Source organism: Nocardiopsis xinjiangensis YIM 90004 (assembly GCF_000341145.1).
GTDB classification, from domain to species: domain Bacteria; phylum Actinomycetota; class Actinomycetes; order Streptosporangiales; family Streptosporangiaceae; genus Nocardiopsis; species Nocardiopsis xinjiangensis.
In genome coordinates this window covers 34,610-52,482 of sequence record NZ_ANBE01000010.1, presented here as the reverse complement: position 1 = coordinate 52,482, position 17,873 = coordinate 34,610, and the positions used below count along the sequence as shown (strand labels likewise).

17 protein-coding genes and 1 pseudogene are annotated in these 17,873 nt (G+C 68.7%); 10 read left to right on the top strand and 8 right to left on the bottom strand.

What is annotated here, in order from left to right:
• Positions 1-117: 117 nt before the first annotated feature.
• The 6 genes and pseudogenes from D473_RS0107055 (at position 118) to D473_RS0107030 (ending at position 4,551) form a co-directional block, all read left to right on the top strand.
• The gene (locus D473_RS0107055) at positions 118-1,077 is read left to right on the top strand and encodes an amino acid ABC transporter permease (RefSeq protein ID WP_017608376.1); all 960 of its coding nucleotides are present in this window, start codon (positions 118-120) and stop codon (positions 1,075-1,077) included.
• The gene (locus D473_RS0107050) at positions 1,077-1,895 is read left to right on the top strand and encodes an amino acid ABC transporter ATP-binding protein (protein WP_017608375.1); all 819 of its coding nucleotides are present in this window, start codon (positions 1,077-1,079) and stop codon (positions 1,893-1,895) included. Before D473_RS0107055 ends, D473_RS0107050 begins: the two co-directional genes overlap by 1 nt.
• 138 nt (positions 1,896-2,033) lie before the next feature.
• A pseudogene (locus D473_RS25565) lies at positions 2,034-2,626 on the top strand (class I SAM-dependent methyltransferase).
• Positions 2,627-2,709: 83 nt separating this feature from the next.
• On the top strand, positions 2,710-3,201 hold the full coding sequence (locus tag D473_RS0107040) for a GNAT family N-acetyltransferase (protein ID WP_026126688.1): 492 nt from the start codon (positions 2,710-2,712) through the stop codon (positions 3,199-3,201).
• A 124-nt stretch (positions 3,202-3,325) separates the two neighbouring features.
• On the top strand, positions 3,326-3,751 hold the full coding sequence (locus tag D473_RS0107035) for an ATP-binding protein (protein ID WP_017575160.1): 426 nt from the start codon (positions 3,326-3,328) through the stop codon (positions 3,749-3,751).
• A 41-nt stretch (positions 3,752-3,792) separates the two neighbouring features.
• Complete coding sequence (locus D473_RS0107030) at positions 3,793-4,551, top strand: RNA polymerase sigma factor SigF (RefSeq protein WP_017608372.1); 759 nt, start codon at positions 3,793-3,795, stop codon at positions 4,549-4,551.
• Between the two features lie 605 nt (positions 4,552-5,156).
• Here the strand turns inward: D473_RS0107030 and D473_RS0107020 are convergent.
• A complete protein-coding gene (locus D473_RS0107020) occupies positions 5,157-5,558 on the bottom strand; it encodes a hypothetical protein (protein WP_017608370.1) in 402 nt (133 codons plus the stop codon).
• A 45-nt stretch (positions 5,559-5,603) separates the two neighbouring features.
• Between D473_RS0107020 and D473_RS0107015 the strand changes: the two genes are divergently transcribed.
• Together D473_RS0107015 and D473_RS0107010 are read left to right on the top strand one after the other, a co-directional pair.
• Positions 5,604-6,536, top strand: coding sequence for a diacylglycerol/lipid kinase family protein (locus D473_RS0107015; RefSeq protein ID WP_017608369.1), 933 nt, complete (start codon positions 5,604-5,606; stop codon positions 6,534-6,536).
• A gap of 260 nt (positions 6,537-6,796) precedes the next feature.
• Entirely contained in the window at positions 6,797-7,054 is a 258-nt protein-coding gene (locus D473_RS0107010; RefSeq protein ID WP_017608368.1) for a WhiB family transcriptional regulator, read from the top strand.
• A gap of 129 nt (positions 7,055-7,183) precedes the next feature.
• On the opposite strand, the gene D473_RS0107005 is transcribed toward D473_RS0107010, so the two are convergent.
• Positions 7,184-8,734 carry a sensor histidine kinase gene (locus tag D473_RS0107005; RefSeq protein ID WP_017608367.1) on the bottom strand — a complete coding sequence of 517 codons (1,551 nt, stop codon included), beginning with the start codon at positions 8,732-8,734 and terminating at the stop codon, positions 7,184-7,186.
• Positions 8,735-8,822: 88 nt separating this feature from the next.
• Between D473_RS0107005 and D473_RS0107000 the strand changes: the two genes are divergently transcribed.
• Positions 8,823-9,587, top strand: coding sequence for a GntR family transcriptional regulator (locus D473_RS0107000; RefSeq protein WP_017608366.1), 765 nt, complete (start codon positions 8,823-8,825; stop codon positions 9,585-9,587).
• Here D473_RS0107000 and D473_RS0106995 read toward each other — a convergent pair.
• The 4 genes from D473_RS0106995 to D473_RS0106980 all read right to left on the bottom strand — a co-directional run bounded on the left by D473_RS0106995 (position 9,562) and on the right by D473_RS0106980 (position 13,896).
• The gene (locus tag D473_RS0106995; RefSeq protein ID WP_017608365.1) at positions 9,562-10,824 is read right to left on the bottom strand and encodes an HD-GYP domain-containing protein; all 1,263 of its coding nucleotides are present in this window, start codon (positions 10,822-10,824) and stop codon (positions 9,562-9,564) included. The genes D473_RS0107000 and D473_RS0106995 overlap by 26 nt on opposite strands.
• Complete coding sequence (locus D473_RS0106990) at positions 10,821-12,113, bottom strand: HD-GYP domain-containing protein (protein WP_193373262.1); 1,293 nt, start codon at positions 12,111-12,113, stop codon at positions 10,821-10,823. Before D473_RS0106990 ends, D473_RS0106995 begins: the two co-directional genes overlap by 4 nt.
• Before the next feature lie 809 nt (positions 12,114-12,922).
• The gene (gene rsrA, locus D473_RS0106985) at positions 12,923-13,231 is read right to left on the bottom strand and encodes a mycothiol system anti-sigma-R factor (protein ID WP_017608363.1); all 309 of its coding nucleotides are present in this window, start codon (positions 13,229-13,231) and stop codon (positions 12,923-12,925) included.
• Entirely contained in the window at positions 13,231-13,896 is a 666-nt protein-coding gene (locus D473_RS0106980) for a sigma-70 family RNA polymerase sigma factor (RefSeq protein WP_017608362.1), read from the bottom strand. The genes rsrA and D473_RS0106980 overlap by 1 nt, the downstream gene beginning before the upstream one ends.
• 363 nt (positions 13,897-14,259) lie before the next feature.
• Between D473_RS0106980 and D473_RS0106975 the strand changes: the two genes are divergently transcribed.
• Positions 14,260-15,081: a class I SAM-dependent methyltransferase gene (locus D473_RS0106975; RefSeq protein ID WP_017608361.1), complete on the top strand. Its 822-nt coding sequence runs from the start codon at positions 14,260-14,262 to the stop codon at positions 15,079-15,081.
• A gap of 54 nt (positions 15,082-15,135) precedes the next feature.
• Here D473_RS0106975 and thiC read toward each other — a convergent pair whose 3' ends face one another.
• Positions 15,136-16,803, bottom strand: coding sequence for a phosphomethylpyrimidine synthase ThiC (gene thiC, locus D473_RS0106970; protein ID WP_017608360.1), 1,668 nt, complete (start codon positions 16,801-16,803; stop codon positions 15,136-15,138).
• A gap of 220 nt (positions 16,804-17,023) precedes the next feature.
• On the bottom strand, positions 17,024-17,872 hold the full coding sequence (locus tag D473_RS0106965) for an SOS response-associated peptidase (protein WP_017608359.1): 849 nt from the start codon (positions 17,870-17,872) through the stop codon (positions 17,024-17,026).
• Position 17,873 lies beyond the last annotated feature (1 nt).

The window sequence follows — 17,873 nt, the reverse complement described above, 5'->3', positions numbered from 1 at the left end:
TCCCCTCCCCCGCCCCTCTTTCCCCGGCCCGGGCGGGCGCGCGCCAGGCTCGCCCGCTCTCTCCGTGACCACCGGTCGGCGGCCCGGCCGCCGAACACACGAGTGAAAGACCGATCTGTGTCCACACCGACCGAACCGGCGGAGGGCCCGGCACCGGAGAACCCCCGGCCGAGCCGTCCCGCCGAACCGATCACAGCCGTCCCCGTCCGCTATCCGGAACGATGGGTCGCCGCGGGTGTCGTCCTGGTCCTCGCCGCGATGTTCGTGCACATGCTGTTCACGAACGACGCCTTCAACTGGCCGTTCATGTGGGACAACATGTTCTCCGAGCCGGTGGTGCGCGGTGTCGGGGTGACTTTGAGCGCGACCGTGCTCTCGATGGTCATCGGCATCCTGCTGGGCATCGTCCTCGCGGTGATGCGCCTGTCCGGCAACCCTGTGCTGGTGACCGTGGCATGGATGTACACGTGGTTCTTCCGCGGTGTGCCCCGGCTGGTCCTGGCCGTGCTCTTCGGCAACCTCGCGATCCTGTACGCGACGATCCAGATCGGGTTGCCCTTCGACAACTACTGGATGCCGCTGCTGGGCCTGGAGGGCGAGGCGCGCTTCTTCGAGATCGACGTGCGCACCGCCCTGAGCGGATACATGGCCGGGCTGTTGGCGCTGTCGCTGTCCGAGGGCGCCTACATGGCCGAGATCATCCGCGCGGGCCTGCAGTCGGTCGACAAGGGCCAGACGGAGGCCGCCCAGGCACTCGGCATGAACCGCGGCAAGATCCTGCGCCGCATCACCCTGCCCCAGGCGATGCGTGTGGTCATCCCGCCGACCGGCAACGAGACCATCGCGATGCTCAAGGACACCGCGTTGCTGGCGTACGTGCCGGTGACGATCGAGTTGTTCTACCAGCTCCAGGCCATCGGCACGAGCACCTACCAGATCTTCCCGATGCTGGTGGCAGCATGCCTGTGGTACCTGGCCATCACGAGCGTGCTGATGATCGGCCAGTACTTCATCGAGCGCCGGTTCAATCCCGAGCAGCGCGGCGCCAGGATCCGGACGGCCGGAGGGGCACACTGATGAGCGAGAACAACGAGGCCGCCGTCGAGACCGCGAAGAGTCCCGGCCCGGGGACCGACGCACTGGTCGTGGCCGAGAACGTGCACAAGAGTTTCGGGCGCCTGCAGGTACTCAAGGGCATCGACCTGGAGGTGCGCCGCGGTGAGGTCATGTGCGTCGTGGGCCCGTCCGGTTCGGGCAAGTCCACGTTCCTGCGCTGTATCAACCACCTGGAGAAGCTGACCGCGGGCCGCCTGTGGTTCAACGGCGAGCTCATGGGGTTCCGGCAGAAGCGCGGACGCCTGTACGAGCTGCGCGACCAGGAGATCGCCGCTCAGCGCAGCGACATCGGCATGGTCTTCCAGCGGTTCAACCTGTTCCCGCATCTGACCGCCCTGGGCAACGTCATCGAGGCACCGATCCAGGTCAACAAGGTCCCACGGGCCCAGGCGACCGCGCGCGGCTCGGAACTGCTGGAGCGGGTGGGCCTGCCCGACAAGGCCGACGTCCACCCCGAACAGCTCTCCGGCGGGCAGCAGCAGCGTGTCGCCATCGCCCGCGCGCTGGCCATGGAGCCGAGCCTGATGTTGTTCGACGAGCCCACCAGCGCCCTGGACCCGGAACTGGTCGGTGAGGTCCTCGACGTCATGCGGGACCTGGCGCGTGGCGGGATGACGATGGTCGTGGTCACACACGAGATGGGTTTCGCACGCGAGGTGGGCGACTCACTGGTCTTCATGGACGACGGGACGGTCGTGGAGTCCGGGCCGCCGGCGGACGTGCTCAGCGACCCGCAGCACGAACGCACCCAGGCGTTCCTGTCCAAGGTGCTCTTCTGAGCCACCCCCGACCGGGCCCCGTGCGCGAGCGCGTGCGGGGCCCGGGGAGCGGCAGGGGAAACACCCTGGGTCTACTCTTGACCAGGAGACGCAGGGGAACCAGAGTCATGGTGTGGACATCCCCTTCCCAGGAGTGGCATGGCATCGCGCTCGGAGCGCAGGCGCCGGGACGACCCGGCCGACCGGCAGGACCACGGTGAACGTGTACCGGGACAACTCCTGCACCGGACCAGGGAACTCCTGTGCGCGGGCGCGCGTGGACGCACCCTCGAGGTCGGTGTGGGATCGGGCCGCAACCTGCCGTTCTATCCGCCCCAGGTACGTCTGACCGCGATCGACCACGACCCGCAGAAGGTCGAGCGGGCCCGCGAACGCGCTGCCGAGTCGGCCCTGCCGGGCCGGTTCCTCGTCGGTGACGTGCAGGACCTCGATTTCCCCGACCACTCCTTCGACACCGTCATGTGCACCCTCACGTTGGGTGCGGTCGAGGACCAGGAGCAGGGGATGCGGGAGATGTACCGGGTTCTGGAACCGGGGGGCCGACTGCTCATGGTCGACCGGGTCGGCCGGGCCCGTTCGCCTCTCCGCTTCTTCGAACAGCGCCGCCGCANCCCCGCCGCACCCCCCGCCGTCTGCCGCGCGAGGTAGCGGTGGAGGCGGGTTTTCGCGTGGGGCACCACGACCGGCTGCTGCTGGGGACGATCGAGCGTGTGGTCGCGCACCGGCCGTGACCGCCGGAGGCCCCGGTGCCGCCCCGGCCTGCGCATACCCTGGCAGGGACCGTTCGCATCCGCCCTTGACCAAGGTGATCCGTTTGATCCGCCCCGCCCGCCCCGAGGATGTTCCGGAGATCCATCGTCTGATCGGGGAACTGGCCGAGTACGAGAAGGAGCCGGACGCCGTCGAAGCCACCGAGGCGGACCTGCACCGGTCGCTGTTCGCGGACACCCCGGCGGTCTTCGCGCACGTGGCCGAACACACCGGAGAGGACGGTGCTCAGGTCACCGCAGGGTTCGCACTGTGGTTCCTGACCTACTCCACCTGGACCGGTCGGCACGGGATCCACCTGGAAGATCTGTACGTGCGGCCCGAACACCGGGGACTGGGACACGGGTTCGCGTTGTTGCAGAACCTGGCACACATTTGTGTGGAGCACGGCTACCGGCGATTGGAGTGGAGTGTCCTGGACTGGAACACACCTGCGATCCGTTTCTACGAGTCCCTCGGGTCGGTCCCGATGGACGGTTGGACGGTCCGCCGCTTGGACGGCGACGCGCTGGACTCGTTGGGCGCTTCCGGTGGCTGAGCACAACCGTTCGTCTCGTGTTCGTGCGTCGCCGTACGGACACGATCTGCTATCCCTTGCGCCAGTGGCAGGGTGAAACGAGATACATTGCTCTCAGGTGGCAACCCCGCCCCGAAGGAGGGACGTGACCGAAGAAACCGCCGTGCCCACGGCCGACGCGGCCGGTGTCCGCGACGCTGTCACCGTCAACATGCCCGCGGACAGCGCCTACCTGTCCGTGCTGCGGACGGCGACGGCGGGACTCGCCGCGCGACTCGACTTCACCCTCGACGAGATCGAGGACCTGAGGATCGGCGTCGACGAGGCCTGCGCGATGCTGCTCTCCCAGGCATTGCCCGGCACAGAACTGACCACCGAATTCGAACTGACCCCCGAGGGGATGCGCATCTCCGTGTCGGTCCTGACAGCCGACGGACGCCTCCCCGCCCGCGACACGTTCGCGTGGACGGTCCTGTCCGCGCTCGCGGGTGACGTCGACGCCGATGTCGGCCCCGACGACCGCGTCTTCATCGTTCTGTACAAGCGCCGCGGCACGCTGGAGCCGACGTGAGCGAAAGGGGGCCCGCTCTGACAGCCAAGACCGAACACGCGGTGCCCGACCGGGCACGCGCCAGAGAGTTGTTCGAACGCCTGGGTGAACTCGACCCGGAGTCACCGGAGCGGCGACGGATCCGCGACGAGCTCGTGGAGCTCCACCTTCCACTGGTGGAGTACCTGGCCCGCCGGTTCCGTAACCGCGGCGAGTGGTTGGACGATCTCACCCAGGTCGCGACGATCGGGCTCATCAAGTCCATCGACCGTTTCGACCTGGACCGGGGCGTGGAGTTCTCGACCTACGCCACGCCCACGATCGTCGGTGAGATCAAGCGCCACTTCCGGGACAAGGGCTGGGCGGTGCGGGTTCCCCGACGCCTCCAGGAGCTGAAGCTCTCGCTCACCAAGGCCGTCAGCGACCTGTCCCAACGGGAGGGGCGTTCACCGACGGTCGCCGAGCTCGCGACCCACCTCAGCATGTCGGAGGAGGAGGTGTTGGAGGGCCTGGAGTCCGCCAACGCCTACTCGACGGTGTCCCTGGACGCCCCCGACAGCGGGGACGAGGACGCCCCCGCTGTCGCGGACTCCTTGGGGATCGTGGACGAGTCCCTGGAGGGGGTGGAGTACCGGGAGTCCCTCAAGCCGCTCCTGGAGCAGCTTCCGCCGCGGGAGAAGCGCATCCTGCTGCTGCGCTTCTTCGGCAACATGACGCAGTCCCAGATCGCCCAGGAGCTGGGGATCTCGCAGATGCACGTGTCCCGTCTCCTGGCGCGGACACTCGCTCAGCTCCGGACGGCACTGACCACGGAGGACTGACCCGGCGCCGGCGGTCGCCGAGAGGCGGCCGCCGGGGGGGCGTCCCCGGTCCGGGTTCCCAACTGCGGCGTGCCCGGCCGGTAGGTACCGCCGCAGCCTACGGACACAACACGATCCCCGCTGTGGGCAGCGTTCCGTACCCGCGGATCGTCTGTCAGGCCGAGACGCACCAGGCGCATCCGGTGAAGACGGCGGGCAACGCACGCCCGGTAGCGATGTTTCGGCCCCCTCGGCCACGGAGACGCCCCGGACCCGCCCGGCTCGCGGGGCGCCGCCCCCAGGAGGTTCCGTGCATTCCTGCACGGGCACCATGAACACCGGCAGGACCACCATCACCACACTCGCTCCCCGTTCCCACGGCATCCGGTACAGGAGTTCCTCGGCCGAGCCCACCGGCGGTTGCTGAAACGGCCCGACCCCGTACAGGACGGCGCCTGCGGGGAATCACGGGCCCTGTGCCGCAAGAACGGCATCAGCACCACGGCGTGGCCCCCACGGCCGTGGAACTGCACCCCCGGCGCGCAGCAGGCGCCGGCGGGACCGACGCGGTGCGCGGGCGTGGACCACGACGTCCTCGTGTGTCCGTCATGCGCCGAGCGGGCGCCTCAGCGCTTCTTCCGCGGTTCCTGAACGGCCGGGAAGAGCGCGGCGGTCGTGGGCGGGGAGAGCACCGCGGCGCCGGCGGCCACCGCGACGGCGCCGAGCAGGACCGCGGCGGCGTACTGCTCGCCGGTGAACATGTAGTACGCGGTCACCGCGAGGAAGAGCTGGGTGAGGAAGACCGGGGTACGGGCCCAGTCGTCGAGCCGCCAGAGGCCGCGCGCGACGAACACCAGCAGCGCGCCGACGCCCAGGCCTGCCGCGGCCAGCGGGATCGCCGACATCACGTCGTTGACCTGGCCGGTGACGGCCGAGTAGAGGCTGTACAGGCCGCCCAGGGCGGCCGCCAGGCCGATCAGGGCCTGGAGGGCGGCGGCGATGACGATGGTGAAGGGACGCGAAGACACACTGCGAGCTTATCCGCGTACTCGGGATACCCCTACACTGGCCGGGTGCGCGCCCTCTTCATCGTCAATCCCAGAGCGACCACGACCACGTCCAGGTCACACGAGGTCATCGAGGGCGCCCTGCGCTCGGAGCTGGACCTGACCACGGTGGTCACCACACACCGCGACCACGCGCGCGAACTCGCCGGGGCCGCGGCCGAGCAGGGCTACGGCCTCCTCGTCAGCCTCGGTGGCGACGGCACCGTCAACGAGGTCGTCAACGGTCTTCTGGAGACCCCCTCCCATCTGCCCCGCCCGCGTTACGCCGTCCTGCCCGGCGGCAGCGCGAACGTGTTCATCCGTTCCCTGGGGGTACCGGCGGACCCGGTCGAGGCGACCGGAACGGTCCTGAAGGCCTTGCGCGAGGGCAGTGAACGCGAGATCGGCCTGGGTCTGGTCGACGACGGTGCGGCGAACCGCTACTTCACCTTCTGTGCAGGTTTCGGGTGGGACGCCGATGTCGTGCAACGGGTCGAGGACGAACGGCACAACGGCCGCAGGGCCACGCCCGCGCTGTACGCGGAAGTCGCGATGAAGCTGTTCTTCCAGGGTGATATCCGTGATCCGTCACTGAGTGTGTCCGGTGGTGGAACATCACGCGACAACGTGTATTTCGCGCTGGTCACCAACACGACACCGTGGACCTACGCGGGTGCACTGCCGCTGCAACCCACCCCGGCGTCGCGTTTCGAGTTGGGCCTTGACGCTTTCGCGTTGACGCACTCCTCGACCGCTGTGACGGGGTGGATTCTCTCTCAGATGTTCTTCCCCAAAGGCCTGCCCGAGCGGGGCGAGGGGTACCTGACCTGGCACGACGAGGGATCGCTGACGATCACGTCCGATCATCCCAGGGCCTTCCAGATCGACGGTGAATACCTGGGGGACCGAGAACAGGTCAACTGCCGATCACTACCGAATGCGTTACGAATCGTCTGCTAATTGCGCCCCGAGAACGAATTCATGAGCACTGTGACGCATGCGACACCGTGATCAGGACCTTTGCCCTCGGGACCTCTTGCATGGGTCGTTGAACCCTGCCACGCTCAAGATATCGCCGCGAGTTACGGGCGAGTTAACTTGGGCGCCCCCACACGGTCGTGGGNCCCCCTGCCGGGCTCCCGATGCACATCCGCGCACGCACACGATCGATCGTGAAAGTCTTCACAACCCCCGATCGCCTCACGTGAGGAGTGGACCGCATGGACTGGCGCCACGACGCAGCCTGCCGTGACGAAGACCCGGAACTCTTCTTCCCCATCGGCAACTTCGGCCCCGCCCTGATCCAGATCGAGGAAGCCAAATCGGTCTGCCGACGCTGCCCCGTCAGCTCGGCCTGCCTCCAGTGGGCCCTCGAGAGCGGACAGGACGGTGGTGTCTGGGGCGGCACCAGCGAGGAGGAGCGCCGCGCGCTCCGCAAACGCGGTGCAGGCCGGCGCCCGATGGCCCGCAGCCACTGAGGCCCGGCAGAGACCGCACCACGACAGCAGGCCTCCACCGAACAGACCTCGACCATGACGGCCCCCGCCAGGCGCAGCGGGGCCCTCATCCCCCCTCGGCAGGGTGACGGGACGGCCGAAACGGCCTCCCTACCTGCGGAGCGTCTCCCCTTCTTCCCGGTCCAGCGGCAGAGTGATCGCCACCTCCGTGCCCCCGCCGTCCTTGGGCTCGATCTCCAGAGACCCGCCCAACTCACCCACGATGAGGGTTCGCACGATCTGCAGCCCCAGGCTCTTGGTCCCCTCCAGGTCGAAGTCCTCCGGTAGGCCGCCCCCGTCGTCGGAGACCGCCAGCTCCAGCCGGCTCGACCCCGGGAAACCCGGTCCCGCGTCGTAGCGGCGCACCCGCACCTCGATGCGCCCCGGGCCCTGCCCCAGACCGTGCTCCACGGCGTTCTGCACCAGCTCCGCCAGCACCATCGACAACGGTGTCGCCACCAGTGCGTTGAGCAGACCGAACCCGCCGGTCCGGCGCGGGATCACCGAACCCTTCGTGGTGGAGACCTCCGCGGCCATCTGCATGACCCGGTCGGCGATGTCGTCGAAGTCCACGACCTCGTCGGGTGTGTGCGAGAGCATCTCGTGCACGATCGCGATCGAGCCCACGCGCCCGACGGCCTCGTCCAGGGCCGTGCGCGCCTCGGGCACGTCCAGGCGCCGCGACTGCAGGCGCAGCAGCGCCGCGACGGTCTGGAGGTTGTTCTTGACCCGGTGGTGGATCTCCCGGATCGTGGCGTCCTTGGTCATGAGTTCACGCTCGCGGCGCCGCAGCTCGGTGACGTCGCGGACCATGACCAGCGCGGCGATGCGCACCCCGTCGATCACCAGCGGGATGGCGCGCAGCTGCACGGTCACCCCACGCGCCTCGACCTCGGCCTCCTGCGGCGCGCGGCCGCTGGCGGTGTAGGTGAGGTTCTCGTCACGCGCCTCGCCCTGTACGGCCAGTTCCGAAGTGGTGCGGTCCAGGCGCCCGCCGACGAGGTCGGCTGTCAGACCCAGGCGCCGGTAGGCCGAGAGCGCGTTGGGGCTGGCGTAGACGACCTCGCCGTTCTGGTCCAAGCGCAGCAGCCCGTCCCCGACCCGGGGCGAGCGGACCATGAGCGGGCCCTGGTCACTGAACGGGAAGGCACCCTCGGCGATCATCTGCGCGAGGTCCCCGGCGCTCTGCAGGTAGGTCAGCTCCAGGCGGCTGGGGGTACGCGCCGAGCTGAGGTTGGTGCTGCGTTGGATGACCCCGATGAGCCGGCCCTCACGGCGTACAGGGACGGTCTCCTCGCGTACCGGGACCCCGCCGGACCAGTCCGGGTCACCGTCGCGGCAGATCCGCCCCTCCTCCCAGGCCCGGTCGATGAGCGCGCGCCGTCCCACGACCCTGGGGAGCGAGCGCGGGTCGACGCCGCTCATGTCGTCGCACAGGACGGTCTCCACCAGATCGTCCTGGAAAGCCGTGGGGCCGGTCGTGGGGCGCATCTGGGCGATGGCCACCCACCCGTCGTCTCCGCGCAGCCGGACCCACAGGACCAGGTCGGCGAAGGAGAGATCGGCCAGCAGCTGCCAGTCCGAGACCAGGGAGTGGATCCACTCCAGATCGGCTTGTTTGAGTGACGTGTGACGCCTGATGAGATCACTGAGGTGAGGCACTCACAAATCATCCCATGAAGGAAGGCATACTCAAGGGGTACGCACTCAACCAGTGGTCCATACCAATCGGTGTCGCACGAGGAGACGGATGACCGGCCGGCAGACAGTCGACGGCAACCCCAGGGTGCCGAAGTACTACCTGGTCAAAAAGCAACTGCTCGAACTCATCGAGGCGATGCCCGCGGGCAACCCGGTGCCGCCCGAGCGCGCCCTGGCCAACCAGTTCGGCACCTCGCGCACCACGGTGCGCCAGGCCCTGACCGAGATGGTGGTCGAGGGGCGGCTGCTGCGCATCCAGGGCAAAGGCACCTTCGTGGCCAAACCCAAGGTCGCCCAGGTCCTCCAACTGACCAGTTACACGCAGGAGATGCGGGCGCACGGCCTGCATCCGGCCACCCGCATCCTCGATGTGAGCTACATCAACGCCGACGACCAGCTCGCCGAACTCCTGGCGATCCGGTCGGGCGGACGTGTGCTGCGCATCGAACGGCTCCGGCTGGCCAACGGTGAACCCATGGCCGTGGAGACCGCCCACCTGGCCGCACGGCGCTTCCCGGGACTGCGCCGCCAGCTGGACCGCTACGCGTCGCTGTACGAGGCCCTCGCCAGCGCCTACGACGTGTCTCTGGCCGAGGCGGAGGCCTCCATCGAGACGGTGCTGGCGACCCCGAACGAGGCCCGACTGCTGGGTGTGGACGTGGGACTGCCCCTGGTCCTGCACTCCCAGCACAGTTTCGACGCCGACGGCCATCCCGTCGAGTGGGTGCGCTCGCTCTACCGGGGTGACCGGTACAAGTTCGTCACACGCCTGCGGCCCCCGGAGCCCCTCACATCCTCGTCAGGACCCGGGTGAGGGCGTCGACGACCTCGGGGTCGTACTCGGTGCCCGCGTCCATACGCAGGCGCTCCACGACCGCTGCCCGGCGTTCGGCCCCGCCGCCGGAGCCGACCAGGTCGTCGAAGGCGTTGGCGACCTTGATGATGCGGCTGGGCATCGGGGGCTCGCCCGCGCGGCCGTCCCCTCCCACCGGTTCGCACTGGCGCCGTACGGTCTCGGCCACGGTGTCGAGCACACCGGTCTGGCGGATGATCCCCGAGCCGAGTTCGGCGATGCGGCGCTGTTCGAGGGGCGAGGCGAGCACGGTCGCCCCGCCGGCGATGGGTTCGCTCAAGGACAGTTGGCCGATGTCGTGCATGAGGGCGGCGTACTCCAGGCTGAGCAGGTCGGCCTCGGAGAAACCCATCTCGCAGGCCACGGCGTGCGAGAGGCGGCTGACGCGGCGCGAGTGCCCGTTCTCCACATAGCCGCCGACCTCGGTGACCCGGGACAGCGCCCGCACGGTCTCCAGATAGGTGCGGCGGATCTCGGCGTAGCGGCGGAAGGCCACATGGGAGACGAGCAGCGGGGCGGAGAAGACGAGCAGTCCCACGAGCCCCGAGACGCTGCAGGCCAGTGCGATGAGCACCGCGCTGGAACCGACGACACCGCCGACCGCGAACTGGGCGCGCATCTCGTCGCGCACCGTGACCCACAGACGGGTGCGCAACCGTTCGGCGCGCAACAGGGCGGCCAGGGTGGAGTCCACGACCCAGACGGTCCCCACCAACGCCAGCATCAGGACGGCACCGGTGACCGACAGGCCCGACAGCGACAGTTCCCCGGCCATGGGACGGAAGGTCCACGCCAGGAGCATGACGGTCAGCAACCGGCGGGCGACGTCCTCGCTCCTGGGGCCGCGCCCCACGGCCACGTGCGGGAGCTGACCCATGAGCACACCGATCGCGGTGACCGCGACGACCTGGGCGGCCGAGTGCTCCAGCGCCCCCTCCCCCAGGCTGACGACGAACGCGTAACTGATCGCCCCCGCAGAGGCCACGGGGGCGACCTCGCGGTCACCGGGCAGGGTGATGCGGGCCAGCTCGCCGCCGGCCACGAAGAGGCAGAAGACGAGGGCGACGACGGGTTCCTCGACGCCGTTCAGAGCGGTCCACAGCAGAGCAGCGACCGAGCCCGCCGCGGCCAGGGACAACAGGGCCGCGTGCAGGGGGCGGCGGGTCCAGTCCTCGTCCTCCTGGCGCGTCGGCATCATTCCCGCCCGCCCGGTCCGGTCCGGCCGGGACCGGCGAGGTCGCTCGAGCCCGCGTTCGCCGCCGCGACCTGCCCGTAGCAGCCGCCGGGCGGTTCCTCGATGTCGGGTGTGCTCCAGCCCTCGCGCTCGACGGCGCGGACCAGGGCCTCGACCATCCGGGGATCGAACTGGGTCCCGGCGCAACGGCGGAGTTCGACAACGGCTGCCTCCACGCTCCAGGCCTCGCGGTAGGAGCGTGTGGAGGTCAGGCAGTCGAAGACGTCGGCCACGCTGATGACCCGCGCCGACTCGGGGATCTCCATCCCCAGCAGACCCATGGGATAGCCGCGGCCGTCCAGGCGCTCGTGGTGGTGGCGGATGCCGGCGAGGGCCTCGTCGAGGAAACCGATCTCGCGGACGATCTCGTACCCCCGCGTGGGGTGGAGCTTGATGGCGGCGTACTCGTCGTCGTCGAGTTTGCCGGTCTTCTGCAGGACCTTGGTGGGAACGCCGAGCTTGCCGATGTCGTGCAGCATCCCGGCGTAGCGGATCTTCTTCACCCGTTCGGCGGACATGCCGAGTTCGCGGGCGATCATCGCCGACCCCTCGGCCACGCGCATGCAGTGCCCGCGGGTGTAGTGGTCCTTGGTCTCGACCGCCTGGCAGAGGGTCTCCAGGGTGGCCTCGTGGGCGCGGACCTCGTTGGCCTGCTGGGTGAAGGTCCACCGGGCGATGAAGAGGGGGAAGAGGACGACCAGGGGGGCGATGACCCCGACGCCGGACCAGATCGCCGCGATGGCCAGACCGATGATCTGGTAGCCGAGCGAGGTGAGTTCGACGACGGCCAGGGGGCGGCGGCCGAGCACGTCACGGCTCAGGTGCCGGACCGCCCCTAGGGTCCACAGCAGGGCGCTCATGAGCGCCAGGTTGACGACGGTGTGGGTGGCCACCGCCGCGAGGTAGGGCGCCAGGACGCCCGGGAAGTCCTCCCCTTCGGGGGACCCCACCGGTCCGCCCAGCATGATGTAGACGAGTCCGGCGGTGTAGGCCGAGAGCGCGAATTGCGCCCCGTTGAAGGCCCGTTTGACCAGCGCCAGCCGGCGGATCACGAGGCAGGCGGAGAACCCGACCATCGCGGCCCCGACCGGCCCCAGCAGGACCACCGAGGCCAGTGCGACCGCGGAGCTCGGAGAGATCCCGGCCCGAACGTCGGACAGGACCGTCGTACCCACCGATTCCGCGACGACGAACAGGACCGCGAGGAGCACCAACGTCTGTACGCCGATCCCCGTGTGGGGACCGATCAGCACCATGGCCGCCGCACTGACGACAACGACCGCGACGTAGACGCGAGCGCCCCCTGGAAGAGCCCGCACCCGTGTTCACCCCCCACCGACTGGCGACCGGACCGTCATGATTTCACCGGTTCTGTTCTACCACCAGGACCATCCGTTGAAGGTGGATGCGGCCCCCACAGTGGTAGCCGTGCTGAGCATCGAGCGAACGAACATCTGGAACTCCTCCCTTCAGAGCGCGGCACCCCGGTGGCACCGAACACGCCGCGCAAATTACCGCATTCGTTGGATATGGAGTCCAGTTTAACGGCCAGTCACGGCAGAGCGATTACCACCATCCCGAACCACTACCCCCTCCACCCCGAAAACGCCCTCTTGTTTTCGCCATATGGAATTACTAATTCAGATCGTAATTTCACGCAACTACCGTGCGTAACCTCACGCACGGACACACAGAGGCCCGGCCCCCCGAATCCTCCGGGGGTTTCGTCGGCCGATGACACGGGAGCCAGCAGGGACAACTACCATCTGTAACGAACTGGAAGCAGAAAAAGAAATTGGGTAAAAAGATTTCCAGCGAACAACGACCTGGGAGAGTTCCGCCCCTTCGGGCGTGTCGCCGACCCCGCCGACGCCACCCGCAAAGGGGCACCTGACCAAAATCGGGAACGCCGGACGAGCCCTGGCACAGGATTCCCACAAACCCCGCAAAACGGAACAACACCCACCACACCGGGACAGAATTAATTCATGCCATCCAAAGGGACACAAAAAAGGCGACGGCCGAATAATTCGACCGCCGCCCCGAGTCAGGTGTGCCAGAGTCAGGCCGGTGTGTTCGGGGGCTCTGCCCCGGCCTCCTTGGCCAGCTGCTCGTTGCGCGCCTGAGCCAGGCGCGTCAGCACCTTGTCACGCAGGTCCAGCGGGACCGGGTCGCACCCGCAGTGCTTGGCGACGAGCTTCTTCACGGCCTCTTCGAGCCCGTACTCCTCCAGGCAGGGGGAGCAACCGTCGAGGTGCTCGCGCACCACACCGTAGTTGCCCGCCTCCAGCTCTCCGTCGATGTAGGTGTAGAGATTGTCGAGGACCTCGCTGCACGGGGTCTCGTTGTCTTTGCCGTGCCCGACGCTCATCACCGGTCTCCTCGATCCGACCCAGCCGTCTTCGTCCGCCCGCTCGCGGACCCCGTCGCCGCACCCGCGGTCTCGGCCGCACGCGCGGCAGGGAGGAAACCGCGGTCGACCGCGTACTCCTCCAACAGCGTGCGCAGCTGGCGCCGACCACGGTGCAGACGGGACATGACGGTCCCGATCGGCGTCCCCATGATCTCGGCGACCTCCTTGTACGCGAAGCCCTCGACATCGGCGAGGTAGACCGCGATCCGGAAGTCCTCGGCCAGCTCCTGCAGAGCCCGCTTGACGTCGCTGTCGGGCAGATGCTCGAGCGCCTCCGCCTCGGCCGACTTCAGACCGGCCGCCGTGTGGGAGGCGGCCTGGGCCAGCTGCCAGTCCTCGACGTCCTCGGTCCCGGCCTGCTTCGGCTCACGCTGCTTCTTGCGGTAGGAGTTGATGAAGGTGTTGGTGAGGATGCGGTACAGCCACGCCTTCAGATTCGTTCCCTGTTTGAACTGATGGAACGAACCGAACGCCTTGGCGAAGGTCTCCTGAACGAGGTCCTCAGCGTCCGCGGGGTTCCGGGTCATCCGCAGTGCCGCAGAGTAGAGCTGGTCGAGATAAGGCAGTACATCCCTCTCGAAGCGCTGATCCCGCTCCTCGGCTGTCTCCTGCTCCTGGCCCATTTCCAAGCCTGTCGGCCTCCTCGCGCTGTTCCCCACTGGGACATCCGTATCGTCCCAACGATACGTTCCCACAGGTGGGGCCGGGGCACCGGCGTCGCGTGACGTCACCCGCGTCTTCTCGCGCTCCAGGCACGACCCAGCTGTCGGCATTTCGCAGCCGCCTCCTCGGGGTCTCGTTCTGGCCCCGGACGGCTCTTCCCGGGGCTCGGTGTCGTATCACAACAACCGCCCCCGCGGACACATTCCGTCCGTTCGTCTGCGCAGACCGAGGACCTCCTGCCGGGGAACTTCGCCGTTCGCCCCCGTCGTTGAAGGTGAGGCATGGCAGAGTGCGGGTAGGACCACTCGAAGGATGGGAGAGGAGTGCACGTGCGACCGTCCTCGACCCCGGCTTCGGACCGTCCCCGTTCACCGGCGGCACAGTTCGCCGCGCCCGACCGGCTCTCGGACTACTGGCGGTTCTACTGGACAGTGGCCGAAGCACAGATCGCCCGGTGGCTCCCTTCCGCTCCTTCACGTCTGCTGGACCTGTCCAGCCCCGACTTCCAGGGCACCCCGCGCGCGGTAGCCGCCGGCCACGACGTGGTGACCCTGCTGCCCTCGGCCGACATGGCGGTGCGCCGTCCGCTCACCCTGGTCAACGGGCGCTCCCCCGTGCCGCACCCGGCCCCTCGCGGACGGCTGCGCCACGTGGTGGGCGACTCCGCGCTCCTGCGCGGGTTCGCCGACTCCTCCTTCGACGGGGTCATCGCCGACAACCGGGTGCTCTCCCGCCACCTGGCGACCGAGGCCTCCGTGGCCGAGGTCGCCCGGGTACTGCGCCCCGGCGGCCGGGCGCTCCTGGTGGTCGATTCCGTCGTGCTCGGTATGGCGCTCCTGGCCGAACAGGACCGCTGGCCCGAGCTCAGCCACGCCCCCAGCGCCGACGTGCTGCTGGTTCCGTGGCCCGACGGGTCCATCACCCGGTGCTTCACCGCCGAACAACTCACCGAGACCCTCGCCGACTCCGGTCTGGAGCTGGAATGGGTCAAACCCCGCACCGTACTCTCGGTCTCCACCGTCGAGATGATGCTGGCCCGCGATCCCCAGTCCATGGCCCATCTGGTCGAGATGGAGCTGCGTGCGACCGAGTCCGACGACTACGTCGGGGTGCACCTGGTCGCGAGCGCCCGCAAGCCCGCCTGAGCCCGCAGGAGCGGGGTGTGGGCCCGGCACCGCTCCGCGCCGGGCCCGTAGGGGTCAGTCGGTCAGGGGCAGGTGGACCCGCTTGCCCCGGTCGACGAACTCGGCGGACTTGTCGGCCATCCCGCGTTCGATCGCTTCGGCCGTGTCCAGGCCGTGTTCCTCCGCATAACGGCGCACGTCCTGTGAGATGCGCATGGAGCAGAACTTGGGTCCGCACATGGAGCAGAAGTGAGCGGTCTTGGCGGGTTCGGCCGGCAGGGTCTGGTCGTGGAAGGACTGGGCGGTCTCGGGGTCCAGGGACAGATGGAACTGGTCGCGCCAACGGAACTCGAAACGCGCCCGGGAGAGCTCGTCGTCCCATTCCTGCGCCCGGGGATGGCCCTTGGCGATGTCGGCGGCGTGCGCGGCGAGCTTGTAGGTGACCACGCCGGTCTTGACGTCGTCGCGGTCGGGCAGGCCCAAGTGTTCCTTCGGGGTGACGTAACAGAGCATCGCTGTGCCGTGGTGGCCGATCTGGGCAGCACCGATCGCGGACGTGATGTGGTCGTATCCGGGTGCGACGTCGGTGGCGAGGGGGCCGAGCGTGTAGAACGGCGCCTCACCGCACAGCTCTTCCTCCAAGCGCACGTTCTCGGCGATCTTGTCCATGGGGACGTGACCGGGGCCCTCCACCATGACCTGCACGTCGTGGGAGCGGGCCACGTGGGTGAGTTCGCCGAGGGTACGCAGCTCGGCGAACTGGGCCTCGTCGTTGGCATCGGCGATGGAACCGGGGCGCAGCCCGTCGCCGAGGGAGAAGGTGATGTCGTACTCGCGGAAGATCTCGCAGAGCTCCTCGAAACGGGTGTAGAGGAAGCTCTCCCGGTGGTGGGCCAGGCACCAGGCGGCCATGATGGAGCCGCCGCGCGAGACGATACCGGTGACCCGTCGGGCCGTCATCGGCACGTACCGGAGCAGGACCCCGGCGTGGACGGTCATGTAGTCCACACCCTGCTCGGCCTGCTCGACGACGGTCTCTCGGTAGAGCTCCCAGGTCAGCCTGGTGGGATCACCGTCGACCTTCTCCAGCGCCTGGTATATGGGCACGGTCCCGATGGGCACCGGGGAGTTGCGGAGGATCCGTTCGCGGGTCTCGTGGATGCGTTTGCCGGTGGACAGGTCCATGACGGTGTCGGCGCCCCAGCGGGTCGCCCACACCATCTTCTCCACCTCCTCGGGGACGGAGGAGGTCACGGCGGAATTTCCGATGTTGGCGTTGACCTTGACCAGGAAGTTCTTACCGATCACGGTCGGCTCGGACTCGGGGTGGTTGCGGTTGACGGGGATCACCGCGCGGCCGAGGGCGATCTCCTCGCGGACGAACTCGGGGTCCATGCCCTCGCGTTCGGCCACGAAACGCATCTCGGGGGTGAGGGTGCCGGCCCTGGCATGGGCGAGCTGGGTGTGTGCCCCGTCGACCGGGGGCAGGGCCCATTCCTGCCTGGTGGCGGTCAGGCCCCGGTGGACGTCGATGTCGGCCCGCTCGTCGGTGTAGGGGCCGGAGGTGTCGTACAGGTCGAAGTGGCTACCGTCGCTGAGGTCCACTCGGCGTCCGGGGACACGCAGTCGGTGTCCTTCGGGGGTGTCGAACTCCCGGTGGATCTTGTGTGAGCCCGTGATGGGACCAGTGGTCACACGGTTTCCGGATCCACTCGTGACGCCGCGGTCGTGGGTAGCGGTCATGGCATGCCTCCCTACGTCGGAATTACCCGAACAGGTTCTGCGGTCGGCGGCACCGTCGAGCCGCCCTCTCAGCCCGCCATGGCGCGAGCTCCCGCTGCGTATTCAGATGTATGCACACACGCATGTGGCGTGGCGTGTGTGCGCACCCGGGGGTGCGCGGCCCTTGTGGCCCCGGACACCATAACTCCGTGGACACCGGCCGTGTCCACAGTGCGCAGGGTCAGAAAAGTGTCTCGGGTCCGCCACCCCCGTCGGGCAGCGGGGCCAACAGGCCGGGGTTGTTGTTCTTGACGCTGTTGACCTCGGTGGAGACCTCGTCGACGGCGAACCGGTCCACGGGGGTGTCGCCCATCAGGTGCGCGAGGTCCTCGGCGCCGGCGCCCGGGTCCAGCCACGCGGCCCAGTCCTCCTCGGGCAGCACGACCGGCATGCGCTCGTGGATGTGGGCGAGCTCGGGCGCGGCCTCCGTGGTGATGACGGCGCAGCTCCACAGCCATGCGTCGGGGTCGTTCTCGTCGGCCTCGGGATCGCGCCAGCGCTCGAAGATCCCGGCCATGGCCAGCGGGCGGTCCTGGGTGTAGCGGATCGCGTACGGCTTCTTGACGGAACGGGCCTTGCGCTTCTTGTGGGCGGCGTCGGTGACCGGGGAAGTGCTGGCCTCGGCGCGGCCGTCCCGCCCGATGAGCTGCCACTCGTAGTAGGCATCGGCGGGCAGCAGGCAGCGCCGGCGCCGGAAGGCCGCACGGAAGGCGGGCTTGTCGGCGACGGTCTCGCTGCGGGCGTTGATCATCCGGTAGCCGATGTTGCGGTCCCCGGCCCAGGAGGGCACCAGGCCCCAACGCATGGTGTGCAGGGAACACGGTCCGGAAGCACCGTTGCCCTCCCCCTGCGGCGGCGGACCGAGCACGGTCTGGACGGGGCGGCCGGGCGAGATGTTGTAGTCGGCCTCCAGCTCCTCCAGCGGAGGCCAGGACCGCGGATCGGTGTCCTCGGCCGGTGTCTGTTCGGGCAGGCCGAAGGCGATCCGGAGCTGGTGGACGTTCCGGGACTGGGCATAGCGACCGCACATG